At 70.7% G+C, this 22,567-nt stretch carries 13 protein-coding genes and 1 pseudogene; 11 read left to right on the forward strand and 3 right to left on the reverse strand.

Going from position 1 to position 22,567, the window contains the following annotated elements; translation table 11 throughout:
• Nucleotides 1–140: 140 nt before the first annotated feature.
• A complete protein-coding gene (locus SNR22_RS08985; RefSeq protein ID WP_320066042.1) occupies nt 141–1,472 on the reverse strand; it encodes an MFS transporter in 1,332 nt (443 codons plus the stop codon).
• 270 nt (nt 1,473–1,742) lie between these two features.
• Here SNR22_RS08985 and araB point away from each other — a divergent pair, with 270 nt between their 5' ends.
• The 9 genes from araB (at nt 1,743) to SNR22_RS09030 (ending at nt 13,520) form a co-directional block, all read left to right on the forward strand.
• Nucleotides 1,743–3,425 (forward strand): ribulokinase, encoded by a 1,683-nt coding sequence (araB, locus tag SNR22_RS08990; protein ID WP_320066043.1) that lies wholly within the window; start codon nt 1,743–1,745, stop codon nt 3,423–3,425.
• Nucleotides 3,422–4,114: an L-ribulose-5-phosphate 4-epimerase gene (locus SNR22_RS08995; RefSeq protein WP_320066044.1), complete on the forward strand. Its 693-nt coding sequence runs from the start codon at nt 3,422–3,424 to the stop codon at nt 4,112–4,114. The genes araB and SNR22_RS08995 overlap by 4 nt, the downstream gene beginning before the upstream one ends.
• Nucleotides 4,115–4,291: 177 nt before the next feature.
• The gene (locus SNR22_RS09000; protein ID WP_320066045.1) at nt 4,292–5,290 is read left to right on the forward strand and encodes an ABC transporter substrate-binding protein; all 999 of its coding nucleotides are present in this window, start codon (nt 4,292–4,294) and stop codon (nt 5,288–5,290) included.
• A gap of 70 nt (nt 5,291–5,360) precedes the next feature.
• Nucleotides 5,361–6,902: a sugar ABC transporter ATP-binding protein gene (locus SNR22_RS09005; RefSeq protein WP_320066046.1), complete on the forward strand. Its 1,542-nt coding sequence runs from the start codon at nt 5,361–5,363 to the stop codon at nt 6,900–6,902.
• Nucleotides 6,899–7,969 carry an ABC transporter permease gene (locus tag SNR22_RS09010; protein ID WP_320066047.1) on the forward strand — a complete coding sequence of 357 codons (1,071 nt, stop codon included), beginning with the start codon at nt 6,899–6,901 and terminating at the stop codon, nt 7,967–7,969. The genes SNR22_RS09005 and SNR22_RS09010 overlap by 4 nt, the downstream gene beginning before the upstream one ends.
• Entirely contained in the window at nt 7,966–8,955 is a 990-nt protein-coding gene (yjfF, locus tag SNR22_RS09015) for a galactofuranose ABC transporter, permease protein YjfF (RefSeq protein WP_320066048.1), read from the forward strand. The genes SNR22_RS09010 and yjfF overlap by 4 nt, the downstream gene beginning before the upstream one ends.
• A gap of 27 nt (nt 8,956–8,982) precedes the next feature.
• Entirely contained in the window at nt 8,983–10,485 is a 1,503-nt protein-coding gene (araA, locus tag SNR22_RS09020; RefSeq protein ID WP_320066049.1) for an L-arabinose isomerase, read from the forward strand.
• A 377-nt stretch (nt 10,486–10,862) separates the two neighbouring features.
• The gene (locus tag SNR22_RS09025) at nt 10,863–11,852 is read left to right on the forward strand and encodes a LacI family DNA-binding transcriptional regulator (protein ID WP_320066300.1); all 990 of its coding nucleotides are present in this window, start codon (nt 10,863–10,865) and stop codon (nt 11,850–11,852) included.
• A gap of 657 nt (nt 11,853–12,509) precedes the next feature.
• Complete coding sequence (locus SNR22_RS09030; RefSeq protein WP_320066050.1) at nt 12,510–13,520, forward strand: serine/threonine protein phosphatase; 1,011 nt, start codon at nt 12,510–12,512, stop codon at nt 13,518–13,520.
• A 163-nt stretch (nt 13,521–13,683) separates the two neighbouring features.
• Here SNR22_RS09030 and SNR22_RS09035 read toward each other — a convergent pair.
• Both SNR22_RS09035 and SNR22_RS09040 read right to left on the reverse strand, forming a co-directional pair.
• Nucleotides 13,684–14,679: pseudogene (locus tag SNR22_RS09035) on the reverse strand (NPCBM/NEW2 domain-containing protein); the annotation flags it as partial.
• Nucleotides 14,680–14,793: 114 nt separating this feature from the next.
• Nucleotides 14,794–16,113, reverse strand: coding sequence for a phospholipase D-like domain-containing protein (locus tag SNR22_RS09040; RefSeq protein ID WP_320066051.1), 1,320 nt, complete (start codon nt 16,111–16,113; stop codon nt 14,794–14,796).
• A 524-nt stretch (nt 16,114–16,637) separates the two neighbouring features.
• Between SNR22_RS09040 and SNR22_RS09045 the strand changes: the two genes are divergently transcribed.
• The gene (locus tag SNR22_RS09045) at nt 16,638–17,495 is read left to right on the forward strand and encodes a DUF4132 domain-containing protein (protein ID WP_320066052.1); all 858 of its coding nucleotides are present in this window, start codon (nt 16,638–16,640) and stop codon (nt 17,493–17,495) included.
• A complete protein-coding gene (locus tag SNR22_RS09050; protein WP_320066053.1) occupies nt 17,492–22,552 on the forward strand; it encodes a hypothetical protein in 5,061 nt (1,686 codons plus the stop codon). Before SNR22_RS09045 ends, SNR22_RS09050 begins: the two co-directional genes overlap by 4 nt.
• The last annotated feature ends 15 nt before the right edge of the window (nt 22,553–22,567 follow it).

Consider the following 22,567-nt stretch of genomic DNA (forward strand, 5'->3'; position numbering starts at 1 on the left):
CTCCCGGTGCGGTGGATAGCTCGTGGTCCACCGCCCCGGAGCCTCGACGGGCGGGTCGACGGCGCACCGGAGGGCAGAGACGAGGGTTGAGGCGAACTCCGGTCGCCAGCAAGCTTGTTCGGGTTGTTGGCGGAGGCGAGTCAGGCGCGGGCGGCCGGTTCGGCGGGGGTGGCGGGGGTGGCGGGGGTGGCGGGGGTGGCGGGGGTGGCGGCAGAGCCTTCACCCGGCCCGTCGCCGGGGGACGAAACCTGCGCTGCGTCGGCCGTGCGGGCGGGCGCCAGCACCTGTAGCCGGCGGACGTCCCGGCTGGCCAGCATGCCGAGGACCGAGAGCACCACCAATGTCGCGAGGAGTAGCAGCGTCTCGCGGGTGCCGATCGCCGCGGCGACCGGTCCGACCGCCATCTGGCCGAGTGGCATGGCGATCCAGGACCCCAACATGTCGTACGAGTAGACGCGGGCCAGTCGGTCGGCCGGGATGTGCTGGGCGATCGACGTGTCCCAGGCGACCGCGAACTGTTCGACGGCGATCCCGACGGCCAACCCGGCCGACACCAGGACGACGACGGTGGGCGCCAGGGCCAGTCCCAACAGCAGGAACGACTCGGCGAACATGCAGGCCACCCCGAGCAGCAGCAGCCGGCGTACCCGGATCCGTAGGGCGATCAACCCGCCGACGACCATGCCGGCGGTTTCCGCCGCCAACACCACGCCCCAGCCGCTACGGCCGATCGTCTCGTCCGCGATGGCGGGGCCCAGCACGTGCACGCCACCGGCGAGTGCTGCATTGAGGATCATGAATCCGAGCACCACCACCCAGACCCAGCTCCGCGAGGTGAACTCGGTCCAGCCCTCCCGGAGGTCGGCGATGGCGCTCTTGCGGGTGCTCTTCGCCGGCAGGGCGGCCACCCGGACTCCGGTGAACGCGGCAGCCGCGACGGCGAAGGTGACCGCGTCGACGGCGAGGCCCCACCCCGGCCCGACGGCGGCCACCAGGAGGCCGCCGAGCGCGGCACCGCCGATCATGCCCGTGTTGACGCCGAGCCGGATGAGCGCATTGGCCTGCTGGAGCAGCTCCGGTGCAACGGTCTGCGGCGTCACGGCGGCGGAGGCCGGCTGGGACAGGGCGCTCACGATCCCGTTGGCCGCACCGAGTGCCAGCAGCAGCGGGATCGTCGCCGTGCCGGTGAGCACCAGGGCGGCGACCGCAGCCTGGGTCAGCGCACCCAGCACATTGGAGCCGACCAGCACCAGCGGACGCGGAATCCGGTCGGCGACCACCCCACCGAAGAGCACGAACAGCACGGTCATCAGCGATCTCACGCCGACCACCAGACCCAGGTCGCGCACCGAGCCGGTGAGATCGAGCACGGCGAAGGCCAGCGCGATGGGAGCGACACCGTTGCCCAGCATGTTGACCAGTCGGCCAGCGGCCAGGTATCGGAAGGCCCCATTTCGCAGCGGCGCCAGCATCAGCCCCTCCATCCGCAACAGGACAACGATGAAACCTGCTTCCAGGCCGACAGCCTGCCTCCACCGCGCCCGGAAAGGCGAGCGATTCTGCCCAGGGCCGATCAGCCCGACCCGCCGGCGCCGAGGTGTGCCGGCGTCGCCGGGTCGGGCGGCACTCGGGGCGGGGAGGTGAGCGGTGCTTGGCCTCCGTTACGGAGCTGTTGCGCACAAGTATCTTGACGTGCATGTATGTGAGCGTTAACACTATCCGCATCTACGGTGGAGGCGAACATGAATCCTGTGGGCGGAGCCGGCGAGCGTTACGTCGTCGGCGTCGACTTCGGCACCCTCTCCGGGCGGGCCCTGGTGGTCCGGGTGAACGACGGTGCGGAGCTGGGGACCGCGATGCACGAGTACGGCGACGGAGTCATCAGCGCGACACTGCCCGGAGGCCGACCGCTGCCGCCGGACTGGGCCCTGCAGAACCCGGAGGACTACCGCGACGTGCTGCGCCACGCCGTCCCGGCCGCGGTGTCCGCCGCAGGGGTGGATCCCGCCGCGATCGTCGGCATCGGCATCGGCTTCACCGCGTGCACCGTGCTGCCGACGTTCGCCGACGGCACCCCGCTCTGCGCGGACCCCGAGCTGCGCGACCGGCCGCACTCCTGGGTCAAGTTGTGGAAGCACCACGCCGCGCAGCCGCACGCCGACCGGATCAATGCGCTGGCCCACGAGCGCGCGGAGCCGTGGATCGGCCGGTACGGCGGCAAGATCTCTGCCGAGTGGCAGTTCGCGAAGGGCCTGCAACTCCTGGAGGAGGACCCCGAGGTCTACCACCGGACCGAGCGATTCATCGAAGCCGCTGACTGGATCGTCTGGCAGCTCAGCGGCACCGAGACCCGCAATGTCTGCACCGCCGGTTACAAGGGCATCTGGCAGGACGGCCGGTACCCGTCCGAGGGCTTCCTGACCGCGCTCCACCCGGACTTCGGCGACTTCGTGGCCAAGCTGGACGGTCCGCTGATGCCCCTCGGCGCCCGGGCCGGCGCGCTCACCGCCCGCGCCGCGGCGTGGACCGGCCTACCGGAGGGGATCGCGGTGGCCGTCGGCAACGTCGACGCACACGTCACCGCGGCCGCAGCGCGGGCCGTGGAGCCCGGTCGGCTCGTCGCGATCATGGGTACCTCCACCTGCCACGTGGTCAACGGCAGGCACCTCGCGGAGGTGGCCGGGATGTGCGGCGTCGTCGACGGCGGCATCAGTCCCGGCTCGTGGGGTTACGAGGCCGGGCAGAGCGGAGTCGGCGACATCTTCGGCTGGTTCGTCGAGCACGCCGCCCCGGCCGGGGTCGCCTCGCATGAACGTCTCACGGAACTGGCCGCCCGCCAGCCGGTCGGCGCGCATGGCCTGGTCGCCCTGGACTGGTGGAACGGCAACCGCTCGTTGCTGGTGAACCACGACCTCAGCGGGATGGTCGTCGGCATGACTCTGGCCACCCGGCCACCGGACATCTACCGCGCGCTGCTGGAGTCCACGGCGTACGGCACGCGGATGATCATCGAAGCGTTCGGCAACGCCGGAGTGACGGTGGAGGACCTGGTGATGGCCGGGGGCCTCACCTCCAACGAACTGCTGATGCAGATCTACGCCGATGTGACCGGCCGGCCGCTGAACATGATCGCCTCCGCGCAGGGCCCGGCGCTCGGGTCGGCGATCCACGCCGCCGTGGCCGCCGGTGAGTACCCGTCGGTCCACGAGGCGTCGCGGGCGATGGGTCGGGTGCACGAGGCCGTCTACCGACCGGACCCCGGCCGGGCGCGCGTCTACGATGCCCTCTACGCCGAGTACCGGACGCTGCATGACCACTTCGGTCGCGGCGGCGACGACGTCATGCTCCGCCTGCGGGCGATCCGCAACTCGGCGGTCGGCGCCACCGCGACCACACACGGGGCCGCGCTGGAGGTGGTCGCGTGACCGCCGAGGTGACCCGGCAGATCGACGAGCTGCGCGAGACCGTTGCCCGCCTGCACGCCGAACTGGTCCGGTACCGCCTGGTCGCCTGGACTGCCGGCAACGTCTCCGCGCGGGTCCCCGGTCGCGATCTCATGGTGATCAAGCCGAGCGGCGTCGGCTACGACGAGCTCTCGGCGGACACCATAGTGGTGTGTGACCTCAATGGCGTCGTCGTCGAGGGGAACCTCGCCCCGTCCAGCGACACCGCTGCTCACGCCTACGTCTACCGAGCCATGCCCGAGGTGGGCGGGGTCGTGCACACGCACAGCACGTACGCCACCGCCTGGGCCGCCCGGGGGGAGGCCATTGCGTGCCATCTCACCGCGCAGGCCGACGAGTTCGGTGGGGAGATCCCGGTGGGCCCGTTCGCCCTGATCGGCGGCGACGACATCGGCAAGGGCATCGTCACCACCCTCGCCGGGCACCGTTCGCCCGCGGTGCTGATGCGCAACCACGGCGTCTTCACCATCGGCCACGACGCCCGCGCGGCGGTCAAGGCCGCTGTCATGTGCGAGGACGTGGCCCGTACCGCGCACCTGGCGCGCACGCTCGGGGCGCCGCTGTCGATAGCGCAGGCCGACGTCGATGCCCTCTACCACCGTTACCAGAACGTCTACGGACAGCAGCAGGTCTTGCCGACGGACTGCTGAACGGCCACGGCACGTGCCGTGGCCCGCCGGTCCCGTCCCACCGGGGTTGCCAGCACACCGCACCCGCGCACACCGCACCCGCGCACACCGCACCCGCGCACACCGCACCCGCGCATGTCGCTCTCGCGTACGTCGGCGGTCAGCGCGACCACCACCACACCGAGCCAAGGAGATCCGATGAGAAGGTTGCGAACGTACTCCGCCTCGCGGCGCGCCGCCGTGGTCCTCGCCGGCGTGCTGCTCGCCGGCGGCATGGCGGCCTGCGGCAACAGCGACACCGGCGGGTCCACGGACGACGGCAAGATCACGCTGGGCTTCTCCCAGGTCGGCGCGGAGAGCGGGTGGCGTACCGCGAACACCATCTCGATCAAGGAGGCCGCGGCCGCCGCGGGGGTCGAGCTGAAGTTCGACGACGCGCAGCAGAAGCAGGAAAACCAGATCAAGGCGATCCGTAACTACATCCAGCAGAAGGTCGACGTCATCGCCTTCTCGCCGGTGGTGGAGTCCGGCTGGGACACCGTGCTCAAGGAGGCCAAGGACGCCGGCATCCCGGTCATCCTGACCGACCGCTCGGTCGACTCGGCCGACAAGTCGCTGTACAAGACGTTCCTCGGCTCGGACTTCGTCAAGGAGGGCCGGCTCGCCGGGGAGTGGCTGATCGAGCAGAAGAAGACCGCGTCCGGTCCGGTGCACATCGTCGAGTTGCAGGGCAGCGCCGGCGCGGCGCCGGCCAACGACCGCAAGAAGGGCTTCGCCGAGGCGATCGCCGCCAACCCGAACCTGAAGATCGTCGCCTCGCAGACCGGCGAGTTCACCCGGGCCGGCGGCAAGGCCGTGATGGAGCAGTTCCTCAAGGCCAACCCGAAGATCGACGTGTTGTTCGCGCACAACGACGACATGGGGCTGGGCGCGCTCGAGGCCATCACCGCCGCAGGCAAGGTGCCCGGCAAGGACATCACCATCATCACGGTCGACGCCGTCAAGGACGGCATGCAGGCCCTCGCGGACGGCAGGTTCAACTTCATCGCGGAGTGCAGCCCGCTGCTCGGCCCACAGCTCATGGACCTGGCGAAGAAGGTCCGCGCCGGCGAGGAGGTGCCGGCCCGGATCGAGACGGAGGAAACCACCTTCACGTCTGAGCAGGCCAAGGAGGCGCTGCCCAACCGCAAGTACTGATCCGACGCCGGGGTCGCCGCGTTCGTGCGGCGGCCCCTCCGCGTCGACAACCCAGAAGAGGTCTGATGGGATGACGGATAGCCGTCCGGTCCTGACGATGACCGGGATCAGCAAGTCCTTTCCCGGGGTACACGCGCTCCACGACGTCAACTTCCGGCTCTTCCCCGGCGAGGTGCACGCCCTGATGGGCGAGAACGGCGCCGGCAAGTCGACCCTCATCAAGGTGCTCACCGGTGTCTACGGCACCGACGAGGGCACGATCACCCTGGACAGCGGGCCGGTGTCCTTCTCCGGCCCGATGCAGGCGACCGCCGCCGGGGTGAGCACCGTCTACCAGGAGGTCAACCTCTGCACCAACCTCTCGGTGGCGGAGAACATCTTCATCGGACGCGAGCCCCGCCTCCTCGGCACCATCCGCTGGGGGGAGGTCCGTCGCCGCAGCCGTGCGCTCCTGAACCGCCTCGACCTCGATCTCGACGTCGGCGCGCCCCTCGGGACGTACTCGCTCGCGATCCAGCAGATGGTCGCGATCGCCCGCGCGATCGACGTCCGAGCCCGGGTGTTGATCCTGGACGAGCCGACCTCCAGCCTCGACGCCAGCGAGGTGGCGCAGCTCTTCCGCATCATGCGGCAACTGCGCGACGAGGGCATCGCGATCCTCTTCGTGACCCACTTCCTCGATCAGGTCTACGGCATCGCCGACCGCATCACCGTGCTGCGCAACGGGGGACTCGTCGGCGAGTACCTGACCGCCGAGCTGCCCCAGCTCGCCCTGGTCGAGAAGATGATCGGCAAGGAGCTCGACGTGCTGGAGGGGATCGAGGAGCACTCCCGGCGGGACGTGACCGCCCTGGAGAAGGGCACCCCGCTCCTCGCGGTGTCGAATTTCGGCCGCTCGGGGGCGGTCGAGCCGTTCAGCCTCACCATCCACGCCGGGGAGGTGGTCGGCCTGGCTGGTCTGCTTGGCTCCGGGCGTACCGAGGTGGCCCGGCTGTTGTTCGGCGCCGACCGGGCCGACGGCGGACAGGTCACGGTGGACGGCGAGCCGGGCAGCCTGCGCACCCCCGCGCAGGCCATCGACCAGGGCTTCGGCTTCTGCTCGGAGAACCGCCGCGAGGAGGGCATCGTCGCCGACCTGTCGGTCCGCGAGAACATGATCCTCTCCCTGCAGGCCGCCCGCGGCTGGCTGCGGCCCCTCCCGCGCCGTCGTCAGGACGAGCTGGTCGAGAAGTACGTCCGGGCGCTCCAGATCCGGCCGTCCGACCCGGAGGTGCCGGTGCGCAATCTCTCCGGTGGCAACCAGCAGAAGGTGCTCCTGGCCCGGTGGCTGATCAACGAGCCGCGGCTGTTGATCCTCGACGAGCCCACCCGGGGCATCGACATCGGCGCGAAGACCGAGATCCAGCGGCTCGTGACGCAGTTGTCCGACGGCGGCACGGCCGTGCTGTTCATCTCCGCCGAGTTGGAGGAGGTGCTGCGCCTGAGCCACAAGGTGGCCGTGATGCGCGACCGGCAGATGGTCGCGCAGCTCGCCAACGACGACCGGCTCGACGCCGAGCGCATCATGCAGACCATCGCCGGCGGATCGCACCGGGAGAAGGCAGACCGATGAGCGACACCGTGACCCGCTACCGGACGCTGGTCGGTCACCGCCTGTTCTGGCCCGTCGCCGTGCTCGTCGTCATGCTCACGGCGAACACGATCTACCGACCCGGGTTCCTGTCCATCGAGGTCACCGACGGGCACCTGTACGGCACCCCGATCGACATCCTGCGGCTGAGCGCGCCGCTGATCCTCGTCGCGTTGGGCATGACCGTGGTCATCTCGACCGGCGGCATCGACCTGTCGGTCGGCTCGGTCTGCGCGATCAGCGGCGCGGTCGCCTGCGTGTACATCAGCCAGCAGCCCGACCAGAACAGCCTTCCCGTGGTGCTGACCGCCCTCGCGGCAGCGCTCGGGGTCGCGCTCGTGCTCGGTGCCTGGAACGGGGTGCTGGTCGCCGTGATCGGCATCCAACCGATCATCGCCACCCTGATCCTGATGGTGGCGGGCCGCGGGCTCGCACAGCTCATCACCGGGGGCCAGATCATCACCATCAACTCCGGCCCGTACCGGGCGATCGGGCTGGGCCATCTGCTGACCCTGCCGCTGGCCGTCCTCGTCGCGCTGGCGGCGGCCCTCCTCGTCGGCGCGTTCACCCGCCGCACCGCGCTCGGCATGATCATCGAGTCGGTGGGCGGCAACGCCAAGGCCAGCCGGCTGGCCGGCATCCGCTCCGGCCGGGTCATCTTCCTCGCGTACGTGCTCAGCGCTGGCTGCGCCGCGGTCGCCGGCTTCATGATGACGGCAAACGTCTCGAGCGCCGACGGCAACTCCGCCGGCCTCTGGGTGGAGCTCGACGCCATCCTCGCGGTCGTCATCGGCGGCACCTCGCTCGTGGGCGGCCGCTTCTACCTCAGCGGCACCATCCTCGGCGCGCTGATCATCCAGACCCTGACCACCACGGTGTACGCGATGAACATCTCGCCGCAGACCGCACTGCTGTTCAAGGCGGTCGTCGTCATCGCCGTCTGCCTCATCCAGGCGCCGGCCTTCCGGGCCCGCTTCATCCGCCGCCGGAGCAGTGCCCCGCCGCCCCGCGCCGTCGCCGACAAGCCGAAGGAGCAGGTGCCGGCATGACCACTGGATCGCTCACCGCCCGCCGGGGCCGGATCCGGGTGCCCCGACGGCAGGTACCGGTGCTGGCCACGCTCGCCCTGCTCCTGGTCATGTACGGCATCGGAGTGTCCCAGTACCAGGCGTTCTCCAACGTGCAGGTCATCTTCAACGTCTTCATTGACAACGGCTTCCTGCTCGTCGTCGCGGTGGGGATGACCTTCGTGATCCTCACCGGTGGCATCGACCTGTCGGTAGGGTCGGTCGTCGCCATGACGGCGATGGTGTCGGCTGCGCTGCTACAGCAGGGCCTGCCGGCGGCGCTCGTGCTCGTCGTCGCCCTGCTGATCGGCCCGGCGCTCGGCCTGCTGATGGGCTGCGCCATCCACTTCTTCGACATCCAGCCGTTCATCGTCACCCTCGCCGGGATGTTCTTCGCCCGGGGGATGTGCACGTTCATCTCCGGCTCGTCCATCCCGATCACCGACGGGTTCTGGACCAGGATGTCGCAGGCGCGGATCGGCGACCCCCGGGGCAACTTCGTCTCGATCAGCGTGCTCGTCGCCTTCGCCGTGGTCGCCTTCGCCGCGTGGACGCTGGCCTACACCCGGCTGGGGCGCAACGTGTACGCCATCGGCGGCAACCCGCAGTCGGCCCTGCTGATGGGTCTGCCGGTGGGCCGCACCCGGATCGCCGTCTACACGATCAGTGGCCTGTGCTCCGCGATCGGCGGGATCCTGTTGTCGTTCTACACGCTCTCCGGCGCGCCGCTGATCGCCGTCGGCATGGAGTTGGACGTCATCGCCGCTGTCGTGATCGGGGGCACCGTGCTCACCGGTGGCTCGGGATACGTCTTCGGCGCGGTGCTCGGCGTACTGGTCCTGGGGGTGATCCAGACCCTCATCACCTTCGACGGAAGCCTCAACTCCTGGTGGACCAAGATCGTGATCGGGGGCCTGCTCCTCGTGTTCATCCTCCTCCAGCGTCTCATCGGGATCCGTTACAAGTGACCGCCCCCTCTCGCGGAAGGCAACCCCATGGCACCACGCACCGAACCCGAGATCTGGTTCCTCACCGGCAGTCAGGGCATGTACGGCGAAGAGACGCTCCGGCAGGTGACCGAGCAGTCCCGGCTGATCGCGGCCGTGCTCGACGATTCACCGCAGATTCCCGCCCGGGTGCTCTGGAAGCCGATCCTGACCAACAGCGGTGAGATTCTGCAGGTCTGCCGCGATGCTGCCACGCAGGGTGCGATCGGGGTTGTCGCGTGGATGCACACCTTCTCCCCGGCGAAGATGTGGATCGCCGGCCTGGACGCGTTGCAGACGCCGCTGCTGCACCTGCACACCCAGGCCAACGTCCTGCTGCCGTGGGACGAGATCGACATGGACTTCATGAACCTGAACCAGGCCGCCCACGGCGACCGCGAGTTCGGGTACATCCAGACCCGCCTCGGTATCGCCCGCAAGACCGTCGCCGGGCACGTGACGAACCCGCGGGTCGTCGCCCGGGTCGGTGCCTGGGCCCGGGCCGCGCGCGGCCGGTCGGCGATGCGGTCGCTGCGACTGGCCCGCTTCGGCGACAACATGCGTGACGTCGCGGTGACCGAGGGCGACAAGGTCGAGGCGGAGCTGCGGTTCGGGGTGTCGGTCAACACCTACGGCGTCAACGACCTGGTCGCGGTGGTCGGTGAGGTCGCCGACGCGCAGATCGACGACCTGGTCAAGGAGTACGACGACACCTACCGGGTCGTCCCTGAGCTGCGGGCCGGGGGCGAGCGGCACGACTCGCTGCGGTACGCCGCCCGCCTGGAACTCGGCATGCGCGCCTTCCTGGACGACGGTGGGTTCCGGGCGTTCACCACGAACTTCGAGGATCTCGGCGGCCTGCGTCAGCTGCCCGGCATCGCCGTACAACGGCTGATGGCCGACGGCTACGGCTTCGGCGGCGAGGGCGACTGGAAGACCTCGGTCCTGGTCCGCACGCTCAAGGCGATGGCGGTGGGCGTCGAGGGCGGTACCTCCTTCATGGAGGACTACACCTACGACCTCACCCCCGGCGAGGAGCTGATCCTCGGCGCCCACATGCTCGAGGTCTGCCCGACGATTGCCGGCGACCGGCCGAACGCCGAGATCCACCCGTTGAGTATCGGGGGTCGCGAGGACCCGGTGCGGCTGGTGTTCGACGCCGCGCCCGGCCCGGCGGTGGTCCTCGGCATGGCCGACATGGGCGACCGCTTCCGCCTGGTGGCCAACGAGGTCGACGTCGTGTCGCCCCCGCATCCGCTGCGGAAGCTGCCGGTGGCCCGGGCCGTGTGGCGGCCCCGCCCGCACCTGGCCGGTTCGGCGGAGGCATGGATCACCGCCGGCGCCCCCCACCACACCGTGCTGTCGCAGGCGGTCGGCGTGGAGGAACTGCACGACCTGGCCGAGATGACCCGCACCGAACTGGTCGTCATCGACGCCGACACCGACCCGCGCCGCTTCGCCGACGAGATCCGCTGGAATCAGGCGTACTACCGGCTCGCCCGGGGGCTCTGAGGGCACCCACATCGACAGCCCTTGGTGACCCTCCCCGTGCCGGGGAGGCCACCCAGCCGGGCAGGACTACCTGCTGACACAGACCAACTCCGCCTGCTGACACCACCGGCGCCCATGACAGCGGTCACCATCCCCGGAGGTGCGGGAGCCTGAGGATCGTGTGCTGGCGTACGCGATTGCCGGCTCGGCCGTCTCCCTGGTCGGTGGGACAATTGGCGTAGACTGTCGGCGTCCCAACCTCGGCCACCCGGCATACCCACCGATGTGGCGGCTGCGAGGGCGATTTCGCACCACGTGGGCCGCTCCCGTCGACGTCGACGTGCGCGATTGCCGACGGGCAGGCGGGGAAGGTGAGGTGGGGCGTGCGTTCTCCTGCGATGACGGATGTGGCTCGCCTCGCCGGTGTCTCCCACCAGACGGTGTCCCGGGTCCTCAACGGGCACCCCAACGTGCGCGAGCAGACCCGGCTTCGGGTCCAGGCGGCGATCGCCGAGCTGGGCTACCGGCCCAACCGCGCCGCACGGGCGTTGGTCACCGGCCGGTCCCAGGTGATCGGCGTGGTCGCGCAGAACACCACCCTCTACGGCCCGGCGTCGCTGCTGGCCGCCCTGGAACAGACCGCTGCCGAGGCCGGCTTCGCGGTCAGCGTCGGCAGCGTGAGCGATCTCGACCACCAGTCCATCTCCGCGGCGGTGGAGCGGCACCTGGCGCACCGGGTCGCCGGGATCGTGGTGATCGCGCCGGTCGAGTCGGCGGGGGAGGCCCTCGAGCAGCTCCCCCAGGACGTACCCCTGGTGACCGTCGACGGCGACCCGGCCGGGCCGATCCCCCTGGTAACGGTCGACCAGGTCTCCGGTGCCCGGGCCGCCACGCAGCACCTCCTCGACGCCGGGCACCGCACGGTCTGGCACGTGTCCGGCCCGCCGGACTGGTTCGACAGCGCGGGCCGGATCGAAGGGTGGCGGGAGGCCCTGCAACTGGCGGGCGCCGAGGTGCCGCCGGTGGTCCCGGCGGACTGGTCCGCGGCGGCCGGCTACCGGTGCGGGCAGATGCTGGCCCGGATGCCGGAGGTGACCGCGGTCTTCACGGCCAACGACCATCTCGCGCTCGGAGTGCTGCGCGCGCTGCACGAGCACGGCCGACGGGTGCCCGACGACATCAGCGTGGTCGGCTTCGACGATGTGCCCGAGGCGGCATACTTCATCCCGCCGCTGACCACCGTGCGGCCCGACTTCGCGGCGGTCGCCCGGGCGAGCCTGGACCTGCTACTGGCCCAGATCGAGTCCGACGTCGTCGGCCCGCTTCGGCGGACGGTCGCGCCGACCCTGGTCGTCCGTCGGAGCGTCGGCGCTCCACCGCGGCGCTGACCCGGCCAGACGTCTTGCCGGCGGCGTATCGGCGCCGGTGGTGACGATGCGCCTCCCGCCGCGGACGGTTACACCGTGCGGCGTCGCGGGGTACCCGACACGGTCGGTGATCGACCATACCCATCGACGGGCCGACCCGCCCATGCCTGGCGTCCTGCTGTCCTCGATCAGCCGGCCGACCCTGCTGATGCCTACGTAAGAAGGCCGTGATCGGCGCAGGGCAGTCGGGCTGCGGACCACCAACCCTTGACAAGCATCAATGTTAACGCAAACACTGCCATTGTCTTTACGGTGTAACGCCACCGTCGTCGCCTCGACTCGCCCGTGCTCCTTCCGGGTGGACGAGCCCCGTCAGCCGCCGCGCGGCGGCGTCGTCACGCTGGTGTCGCGCCCTCTCGTCCGGCGTCGGCTCCCACCAACGGAGGAAGTTGATGAAACCGATGATCGAGGTGCCGCGGTGGGGTGGTTGGCGGTTGTTGTTGGCTGGGGTGACGTTGGTGGTGGACACGGGGGCGACGGCCGGCTGAACCGGCACCGGTGAGTCGGCGCGCGCGGGGCCGACGGCCGGCAGTGGTCTCGTCGCCTTGGGCCGGAGGCACTTCCTTGGCAGAACCGGTTGCGGCTGGGCGACCGCAATCCACTGGCATGATGGGTGCGATGCTCTCCACCCGGCGTTTCCACCACGACCGCATATCGGCCTCGCTCGCCGCCCGCAACGACGACGATCTGGCGGCGTTCCTCCATGCCGCGCCCACCAGCGCTGTGGGCGTGGGCGGTGACTCCTCGGTGCTCGACGTTGGCGGCGTGCCGGTGTTCGCCAAGCGGATCCCGATCACCGACCGGGAGCTGGCCCATCCGCACAGCACAGCGAACCTGTTCGACCTGCCGACCTACTGCCAGTACGGCATGTACCGCCTCGCCGGCCCGGGCTTCGGCGCTTGGCGCGAGCTGGCCGCGAACATGATCGTCACAGCGGGAGTCCTCGCCGGTGAGGCGGAGTCTTTCCCGTTGCTGCACCACTGGCGGGTGCTACCCGGCCGCCCACCTGTCGCGTCCGAGCACCGTGACATCGACGCCGTTGTCGCCCAGTTCGGCGGCGACCCGGCCGTGCGCGTCCGCTTCGAGGAACTGGCCGGCGCGGCCGCCAGCCTCGTGCTGTTTTTCGAGTACGTCCCCTATCCGTTGCTCGACTGGCTGAACGACCCGATCGGCAGGGCCGAGACGTTCGAGCGGCAGATGTTTGAGGTCGTGGCGTTCCTGCGGAGCCGCGAGCTGCTGCATATGGACGGACACTTCCGTAACATGCGCGCCGACGGTGATCGGATCTACCTCGTCGATTTCGGGCTGGCCACATCGCCTCGGTTCGACCTGTCGAACGCCGAGCGCGACTTTGTCGCGCACCACGTCGGCCACGATGCCGACTATGCGGCGATGGGGCTGGTGAACTGGCTGGTCACCACAGTGTGCGGGGTGCCGGTGCCGGTCAGCGGTGGTCCTGCTGCCCGCAACATGTACGTGCGCCGGTGCGCGAGCGGCGACATTCCGCAGGGCGTGCCGGCGGCCGTGGCGGGAATCCTCGCCCGGCACGCCCCCGCGGCGGCGCGGATGAACGACTTCTGCTGGCGGCTGTACGACGGCGACATCCACGCTGAGTATCCCGGCCCATAGCTTGGTCCCGCGATCCTGCCGACGGCGGTCGGGCGTGCGTGCGCCCCGTCGCGGCTCGCCCGGCCGACAGCGGCATCTGCAATTTCGCAAGCGCAGTCGGCTGGACGAGCCACGGTTCGGTCCCCTCAGCAGAGGAGACGAGGGCTGGCCCAGTTGGCGTAATCACTACCGGGCTCGTGTAGAGAGCCGATCCGTCTCCTATGACTGAGAACGTGACGGACGCGGCCGACTTGGTGACCTCGTCGTCGATACCCACATCGGAGCTGAAGAGCGGACACGCACGACCTAGATAGACATGCACCGCGCTGTCGGAGTGCGCGCCCAGGCCCTTGGCGTAGGTGCTGCCGTTGATGGTCAGGGTGCGCCCGTCGTCGGCCGAGGTCTCGCCGTTGGACCTGTTGCGTTCCACCGGGCCCCAACCGTTGGACGACGCCAGCCAGGCCAGGTCCGCGACCTGATGGGTACCCGCCGACGGTGCCGGCCCCAGGAGGGAACCGGCCCGGAATACCCGGTACATCACCACGCCGTGCGACGGTACGGAAGCCGAGATGGCGCCGTTCGTGGAGGAGGTGGCGCCGGTCCACAGGTTGCGCAGCGAGTACGAGGACGACCCGCCCAGCCCCAACTCGGCCGCCGACGTGGAGATCGTGGCGGTCGCGCCGCTGCGGTTGAGCAACGACCACAGGCTGAAGTGGGCGACGTATTCGTTGTGCGTCATGCCGCCGTTGCCGACCTCCAGCATGTCGGGGTCGTTGAAGCCGTTGTTGCGGGCGAACGGCTCCAGCCCCACCTGCAGGTCGAGCAGGTTAAGCACGCTGCCCCAACTGTCGACGATGTCGCCGGTGGTCCGCCACGCACTGCCGCCCACGAGCGGGCCGAAGGTCCACGGCTCGTCCTCGCCCCAGTTGCAGAGGCTGTAGACGATCGGACGGCCGGTTGCCCTGAGCGCGTCGCCCATGGCCTCGTACCATTCGTAGTTGGGCCGGCCCTGGTTGTGACAGTTGTCGTACTTCAGGTAGTCGATGCCCCAGTCGGCAAAGGTCTGGGCGTCAAATGGGCGGCGCGGTGATCGCCGCCACTGGTGTGGCTGCCTGGACCGTCGCGGGCACGACGAGCACTGTCGCCAGGCCCACGAGCGTGGACAGGAGAAGGGTGACACGTCTCTTCACGTACTGCTCCTGCTGTGACCGGACGGGACTCCGGTCGGCGGACGGAGGTGGACCGGCCGCCGACCGAGCTCTATGCGTGGCACCGACCGAACATCACCGGCGACTCAGGACCTCGCCGAGACAGCCCCACCCACACCGGTCCGGCAGAAGCTGCGCACTTTGTAGAAAAAGCTCAGGTAACTGGCGTGGTATGAGGCGCTCGCGATGCGCAGCAGTGCCTGGTCCGACGAGCGCAGCGACGAGCCGTCCAGGTTCGGGCTGCCGGTGTAGACGCGCGGGGTGAGGTCGCCGTTGTAGTCGCCGTCGATCAGCATGATCTTGTCGTGCGGGCGGACGTCGATGCCCGGCGCAACGTTGACCAGGCAGGACAGCCGCTGGATGCCGGCGTCGTCCAGCATGCCCTCGATGGTCGGGTCGCTTTCGGCGTAGATGACGTCGATCCAGCACCCCGCGGCGCGCAACGCTGCGAGCTTGGTCGCGACCTGCTTGCGTGACTTGAGGAAGTCCAGCACCACGATGCGGATGTCGGTCTGGTGCCTCATTCCGTCGGCACCGGTGTAGCCGCACGCGACTTCGTCGAGCGCGTTGACGATGGTGTCGCTGCTGGGGTTGTTGTACGAGGAGTCGGCACGCGGGAAGAGGTAGGCGCGGTATGTGGTGCCGGTCGGGGTGCTGCGGTAGTAGCCGTTGTCGCCGGTGCTGGAGTACCGCAGCCGCCGCTGGTCCTCGTGGTACGTCGCGTACGCGTTGTAGACCGTCGTGTCGGTGAAGGTCACCGCGTCGTTGTAGGTTTCCACCTTGTACCAGTCGGTGAGGTTGGACGAGGTCTGGAGCACCACCTTCTGATACGTGGTGCCGTCGTCGAACGGGCCGACCTTGGAGAACAGGAAGAACTTGTTGTGGTTGTACGCCGGACCAGGCGGCGGGGTGGCGATACAGCCTCGTGAGACGTCGTCAACGCCGTCGTTGTCCTCGAACCGGTCGTCGCAGACCACCACCCACGACGGCTTGCTGTCATCCGTACCGAGCCCGGTCGTCGAATTGCTCAGTGTGTTCCAGGCGGGGCTGTTCTTGGGCTGGCCGCTGGCGTTGAGATACGACGAGTCGTCGAGGATCACCTTCACCCGCACGCCGCGGTGTGCGGCCGCGTTGAGTGCGTCGGCCACCGCCGCGTCGCTGAAGTCGAACATGGAAACCCGGATTTCCTCGCCCGAGGGCGTCGCATTCACCAGCGCGATGATCTGCGTGAAGATGGCGCTCTGCTGCGCCGGCGTACCGAGCGGGTCGTTGAACACGGCGCCGTTGATCACCGGCTTGGCCGCCGCAGCGGCCGGGGTGGCCGGGGTGGCGCGGCTCGGATCGGCGACCAGCAGTGCGGCGAGGATGAGCATTGTGGCGAGACAGGCAGACGATCTGCGCGTCATGTGGTGATCCTCTCGTGGTGGGGATCAGCCGAACCGGTCGCGGTGGCAACGTAGGCAGGAATCGTGGCGAACGGTGGGGTCGCCGTCCGGCCCCCGTGGCCGGACGGCCGGCATGCCTGGCCGCGATGGATTCGGACGGATTGGGCGACCGCGACCGCGACCGCGTCGGCGAGCCCGGGCCGTGTCCGGCTGACGCTGACGAGCGGGTTGCCGACCTCCACAGTGTCGCCGATGCCTCGTTACCGCGCTGACCCCAAGGCGTCCGGGCGCGGGCTGTGTGTGCCGACCCGTGAAGATTGATCTTGAAGCCCACCCCGAGCCGTGGCCCGGACACCACGGGTTTCCGTGAATGAGCATTCGGCACCTGGTATGGCGGCTTCTCGACGTCCGGTCCTTCTCGTCCCGCTGTCCGGTCAGCGGGTTCCGATGGTGTCGGTCACTACTGTTAGCGTGCCCTGCGTTGGACGGTCGCGGCCGATTCCTCACAAAATTTGGCTAATTCGCCACTGCGGAGGGTGTTTCTGATGGGCTGGCTACCGGTGGGAGACTCCTATGAGATCTCGCTCGTGGACGGAAAGGTGGCGGCCCGGTCCACCGGCCTGCGAGCCACCGGCCGTCCATTGAAGACGTTGCCGAAGGTGCTGCGCGACGACCCCGAGGTCGAACGGTTGCGGCAGCTCACCGAGTGGCTCGACCGGCACGCCGCCGAATGCCTGGCCCGGGTCGACGCCTGGATGGTGTCCTCGCTGCCGGTGCCGACCGGTCTGCTGGCCCGGGTCTGGCCGGACCCGGCCTGGCGGGACGCGTTGCGCGACCTCGTGGTGCTCGGGGACGACCCGGCCGAGCCGGGCTTCCTGCGGGACGTCACCGAGACCGGCGGCCTGCGTGTGATCAACCTCGATGGGGACACCGTGCGGTTCTCGCCGGCCAGCGCCACGCTGCCCCACCCGGTGCGCCTGGCCGACCTGGCCGACCTGGCCGAGTTCGCCGACGAACTCGACGTCACCCAGCGGGTCGAGCAACTGCATCGGGGCACCTGGGGCAAGCCCGCCAACCTGAAGGACCGTGACACCACGATCACCGACTTTCGCGGCACCACCGTCCCCAACCGGTTGGCCGCCCGAGCAGCCACGCTCGGCTTCCGGGTCTCCGGCTCGCAGGTCAAGTGCCGGGTCTGGGAGGCCGGCCGCACGGTCGAGGCCGCCATGTGGTTCGGCGAGGACTACTGGGACTCCGAGGCGACTCTCGGCAACCTCTCCTGGTCGTTGGTGGAGGGTCCGACGCTGCGGTTGACCGAGGTCGGGCCGGTGGCCTGGTCGGAAGGAATGCGGATGGCGACGGCCCTCTCCGGCGCCTCGACCGGAACGGGGAAGAAAGCATGACCGGGATGACGACCATGTCGGGCGAGGATTCGGCCGAGAGCCTGCTGGCCGCCGGTGCGGTGCTTCCGACCGACACCGCCGGGGCCGGGGACCGGGCGGTGCCCCTCACCGCCCGCACCTACCGGCACCCGGCCCTCGACGACCGGCTGGTGGTCCGCCTGGTCGACGCCGCTCTGGGCGAGGGCGAGGACATCGCCGTCGGGTTCCTCGGCCTGGCACCGGGTGCCGAGCCGGCCGTCGTCGGGTTGGGCCCGCGCCGCCCGTTGGTCTTCCCGGAGTGGGTGCTGGTGCACCACGCGGTGGACGGCCGGCACGCCTTGGCGGTGGTGCCGGAGTTGCAGAAGCTGGCCAAGCAGGTGCGGTCGCGGCCGAAGGCCGCCCTGGACGGGCACCAGGCCGTGGCCGACCGGTTCGCCGGCACGCTGCCGCACTTCCTGCCGACGTTCTTCGAGCAGGCGGCGCGGGTGTTCCTGGCCGCCGGGCAGGACACCTACGCGACGCAACTGTTCAACAAGGCGCGCAAGGCGGAGGCGCAGCACGGCCTATTGGTGGATCTGAACCGGCTGGACGAGGTCTACGTCGAGTTCGCGGCGGCCAAGGTGGTGTCCGCGACCGCGCTGGCCGGCCACGCGAAAGAGCTGTCCGCCCAGTTGCCGGCCCACGAGGCGCTGGAGCGGTTCTGCCGGCTGGCGCTGCGGGCCGCGGCCGCCGGCGTGGTTCCGTCCGCCCAGTCGGCCAACGTGGTGAACCGGCTGGTCCGGGCCGCCACCAAGGGCGCCGGTGCGGTCGGCGCCGCGGCCGTCGCCGACCGCGAGGCGGCCTACCTGACCGAGCTGCTCCGGCTGCCGGTGGCCGCCGAGGCGCCGGCCGGCTGGTGGAAGGCGCACCTGCCGGCGGTGACGGCGCTGTCCGGCCGTGAGCCGGCGATCCGAGGCAGCCTGCTCGATCTGATGCCCACTGACCGGGCCAACCTGGTCTCGTGGTTGGCCCGGTTGACCGACACCGGTGCGGTCGCCGGCCTGTCCGACCCGGACGTGCCGGACCGGGCCCGCCCACAGGACGGCTCCGTCGGCTGGCTGCGCCGCTTCCTGAGCCGGGCCAACTCGGGCCACCACCGCAGGCGGCTGCCGGAGCTGTACCCGCTCGTCGAGCGGATGGCCGACCGGCTGCGCGTCGAGCTGACCGACAGCGGTGAGACCCTCGCTGCCGACGGCGACTTGGAACTGCTCGACCTGCTGCTCGCCCTCAACCTGCCGGTGAGCCCGGCAAAGGAGCGCGACACCCTGGACCTGGCGCGCTGGGTCAAGGTCGAGGGAGAGCGTGACCTGCTCGCCGTGGCCGGTGACGACCGGTTCGCCGGGGCCTTGCGCCGAGGCCTCGACCAGCTCGACGACCACCAGCACGCGCTGCGTCGGCTGGTCGTGACGCCGGGCATCCGGCCGTTGCTGACCGACTGGCTTCGGGCCCGGCTCCGCGACCGGTTCGCCGTCGGGCTGCCGTACCTGCCGGCGTCGGTGGACTGGCTGGGCAAGCTCCCGGTCGAGGCGTTGCGCCTGGTCTCCGGCGACCTCGACGGGGCCGGCGACCCCGGTCAGAGTGGCGAGCTCAGGGCGGCCCTCGACGTCGACCTGACCGAGCACGTCCTGCGCAGTCTGCGCTGCGGAATCATCGAAGAGCTGGGCTGGCCGGACTGGGAGCAGGCCTGGCAGGAGGTGACCGGCGGTGACCACCGGGTCGAGCTGGTCCGGCAGGAGGCCTGGCCGTACCTGATCCTGGGCGGGCCGACCACGGTGCGTGTGCTCGGCGCCGAGGGCATCGTGCTCCGCCACGACCTGCGTATCCCGGCCCGTGACGCGTGGGGCTCGCCCGGCTATCACTACGTCGACAGCCAGCTGTTGGTCTTCTGGCGTTCCCGGGAGCTCGACTACGACCTGCGCGGCTACTGGCACTCGTCGCCGGGCGAGCCGCAGCCCATCCACGGCAGCGGAACGCGCGGGAACGGGATCACCCTGCCGCTGGCCGGCGGCGGGCGGACCACCGGCGACGGCGTGCTGCACGCCGGTGACACCGCTGTCCCGCAGGAGCTGCCGACCATCACCGACGGCACCTCCCACTGGGTCCACCGCTGCGGTGAGGAGGGCGGCGACCACGGCTGGCGCGAGTACGACCCGGTCAGCAACACCCACGGCCGGCGCAGCCTGCCCCGGTTCCTGGCCGACCTCCCGGTGGGCGGAAGCCGCCTCCACGAGTCGGCCAGCTGGCTGCGGCCAGCCCTGTCCGACCGGGCCACCCCGGCCGCCGCTCCGGTGGACGGTCTGCTCGGCTGGCGGGTGGTCACCCTGCCGGACGGCTCGGTACGCGGCGAGGACCTGGCCGGTCGTAGCGTCACCGTGGCCCCGGGACAGGAACCGCTCGCGGCGCTGGTGCTGCCCGGCGACGACCGGCCGCGGGCCGTCCTCGAAGGGCTCGTCCTGGTCGACCCGGACGGGGCGGTGTCGGCCGCCGCCAGAGCGTCGTCCAGCCGGAACCACACCCCCGCCACGGTCCCGCTGCCGGGTGTAAAGTTCCTCGGCAACATGCTGCCCCGGGACCCGACCGGCTCCACCGCCCTGCGCGGAATGGACCGGGACACCGCCGCCGCACTGTTCACAGTCGCCCTCGGCGAACGTCGCGCCGCCCTGGCCGAAGCGGCCGCCTTGGCCGAAGCAGCGGCCCGCCCCCGGTTGACCGCGGCCGCGCAGGCCATCACCGGTCTTCCCGTCGCCGTCCCGGCGTCCCTGGGCGGCGTACCAACCGGCACCCCCGGCGCTGGAGCGTCCGCGACCGGTGCCACCGTCGACGAAGACGACAAGGACGCGCTGGTCGATCTGGTCCGCTCGACGTTGCCGGCGATCGGCCACGACGCGGTGCTGGCCGGGGTGGCCGGGGTGCTGCGGCTGGCCGCCCAGGCGCGCACCGACCTGGACGCGGTGACCGAGCGGCTCACCCGGTCGTTGTCCGCCCTGAAGACGGTGGCGCCGGCGGCCACCGTGACCGGCCCCACCGACGAGCAGCTCAGCCTGGCGCTGAACGGTCTGTACTCGGTCCATCGGACGGGCCGCTCGCCCCACGCTTTCACCCAGTTGAAGGCGATCGCCGCCCAGCGCTCCACCACCACCGGAAGCGAACCCTCCGTGCGGCTGCACCTCGACGGGCCGTCGCTGCCGGCCGCTCTGGACTGGTGGGCTCTGCTCGGTGCTGTCGCAGCCGTCGCCTACCGGTCCGTCACGGTGGTCAACCCTGACGAACACCGGGAGACGCTGTGCGCCCTGCTCATCGAGCTGGACCGGCTCGGCCTGGGCGCGATGGCCGAACCAGCCCGGTGGCGCCGGCTCTCCCTGCACCTGCTGAACGACTACCTGTACAGCCCCGACGGCACGCGCCGGTACCCCGGGCCGGGCATCCTGCCGTTGGCCGACGGGGCGTTCATCGCCGTCCTCAACTCCAGCGGCACGGGCGGCACCGGTTACCTCCTCGACGCGCTGTACCACGACCCGGCCAGCGTGTTCGCCGTGCCCGAGCCGTACACGGTGCGGTCCTCGGCGCCGGTCGGTGCCGATCGGCCGGCCGGCTGGCTGGCCGGTTTCCTCACCGAGCGGGCCGCGCGCGGCCCGCTGCCCTGGCGGCCGGAAGCGGCCGAGCGGTTCGCCGAGCTGACCGGCGTAACCCCCACCGCCGCGAAGCTGGTGCTGGCCGGCCTTCTGTACGGGAACTCGATGAATGCCGCACCGACCGAGTTGCGCAAGGTGCTCGGAATCAAGCAGGCCGGCGAGGTCAAGCTGGCCTACGAAATTCTGTACGAGTCCAGCCCGGCGGTCCGGCTGGCCGCGGTCTCTGCGCTGCTGCCGGACGACCCGGCCCGGTTGTGGACCGACGGTCCGGACGCGGCCGCCGCCGCGGCGGTCTGGAACGCCGCCGTGGGACGCCGGGTAGTGGTGCCCGAACAACTGCTCACCGACGCGGTGCGCGCGACCCGGACCGGCTGGGAACCCGCAAAGGCGTTGCCGGCGCTGCTCGACCCCGCCCGTTCGGTCGAGCTGAGCACCGACCTGGCCTGCGAGATCAGGGGCGACCGGGCCTGCCAGGTCGACGACCGGGTAGTGGGCTTCACCGGTGAGGTGCTGTGCTCCGCAGTCACCCTGGCAGCCTGGGTCGCCCACCACACCCCAGCCGGCGATCCGTGCCGGGCCGCGCTGCCGGCCGCGCTGGCCGTGATCCGGGACCGGCTGGCCAACCCCGACCTGCTGCTCGACCTCAGCGAGTACGTTTCCCTGCCCGCGTTCCGCCAACTGGCGGGCAACCCGTCGGAAACCGGCCCCGGCTGGGAACGGTACGGCGCCATCGTCCTGGCCACCGGGGACAGCCGACCCTTGCCCGCGCTGCGGCCGGACCTGCTCGACGCCGACGGGACGGACCCGTACCTGCCGGCGTTGCGGGGGGACGCGGGCAAGCCGGACCCGATGGAGGTGGCGCTGCGCCTGGTCCGCGACCCACGGTTCGCGGCGCTGCTCGGCGATCCGGGGAATCCGGGCGGCGGCGCGCGGGCGGCGAACGGGACCTGGTGGCCGCAGGATCCGACCCGGTCGGTGCCCGACCTGGTCGCCGAGGCGACCGGGGAACACGGCCTGGGCGCCGACGCGGCGGCGGTGTACCTGATGCTGCTGGCCATGCCGGACCCGACCGACCGCAACACGGCGAAGTGGACCGGCTGGAAGCCGACCCGGCTGAAGGCGGCCCGCGCCGAACTAACCGGCACTGAACTGGTCATCGAGGCCAGCCGGTCCCGGGCCGGCCGGTCGCTGTTCCTGCCTGGCCCGTGGCTGGAGCGCCGCCGGCAGGCGCCGATCGAAGGCTGGAAGACCGCCCTGTTCGACCTCGCGCCCGACGGTACGGCCGGGCTCGGTGTGACCGTGCCGTTCGAACCGGCCGCCGACCTCTACCGGAGGGCCTGGCAACGCATCCGCGACGGTGACCGGCCCCGGTTCGACAACCTGCCCACCCGCGGCACCAAACGCTGACTCTCGCCCCGACCG

Origin of the sequence: Micromonospora sp. RTGN7, from assembly GCF_033804645.1 — a bacterium.
In the GTDB taxonomy this organism is placed as follows: Bacteria; Actinomycetota; Actinomycetes; order Mycobacteriales; family Micromonosporaceae; genus Micromonospora.

Coding starts and splice junctions, on each gene's coding strand:
- SNR22_RS09030 (WP_320066050.1), top strand. CDS start 12,510: ATGCTCTCCACCCGGCGTTTCCACCACGACCGCATATCGGCCTCGCTC.
- SNR22_RS09045 (WP_320066052.1), top strand. CDS start 16,638: ATGGGCTGGCTACCGGTGGGAGACTCCTATGAGATCTCGCTCGTGGAC.
- SNR22_RS09000 (WP_320066045.1), top strand. CDS start 4,292: ATGAGAAGGTTGCGAACGTACTCCGCCTCGCGGCGCGCCGCCGTGGTC.
- SNR22_RS08985 (WP_320066042.1), bottom strand. CDS start 1,472: ATGCTGGCGCCGCTGCGAAATGGGGCCTTCCGATACCTGGCCGCTGGC.
- SNR22_RS09040 (WP_320066051.1), bottom strand. CDS start 16,113: ATGACGCGCAGATCGTCTGCCTGTCTCGCCACAATGCTCATCCTCGCC.
- yjfF (WP_320066048.1), top strand. CDS start 7,966: ATGACCACTGGATCGCTCACCGCCCGCCGGGGCCGGATCCGGGTGCCC.
- araA (WP_320066049.1), top strand. CDS start 8,983: ATGGCACCACGCACCGAACCCGAGATCTGGTTCCTCACCGGCAGTCAG.
- SNR22_RS09025 (WP_320066300.1), top strand. CDS start 10,863: ATGACGGATGTGGCTCGCCTCGCCGGTGTCTCCCACCAGACGGTGTCC.
- araB (WP_320066043.1), top strand. CDS start 1,743: ATGAATCCTGTGGGCGGAGCCGGCGAGCGTTACGTCGTCGGCGTCGAC.
- SNR22_RS09005 (WP_320066046.1), top strand. CDS start 5,361: ATGACGGATAGCCGTCCGGTCCTGACGATGACCGGGATCAGCAAGTCC.
- SNR22_RS09050 (WP_320066053.1), top strand. CDS start 17,492: ATGACCGGGATGACGACCATGTCGGGCGAGGATTCGGCCGAGAGCCTG.
- SNR22_RS09010 (WP_320066047.1), top strand. CDS start 6,899: ATGAGCGACACCGTGACCCGCTACCGGACGCTGGTCGGTCACCGCCTG.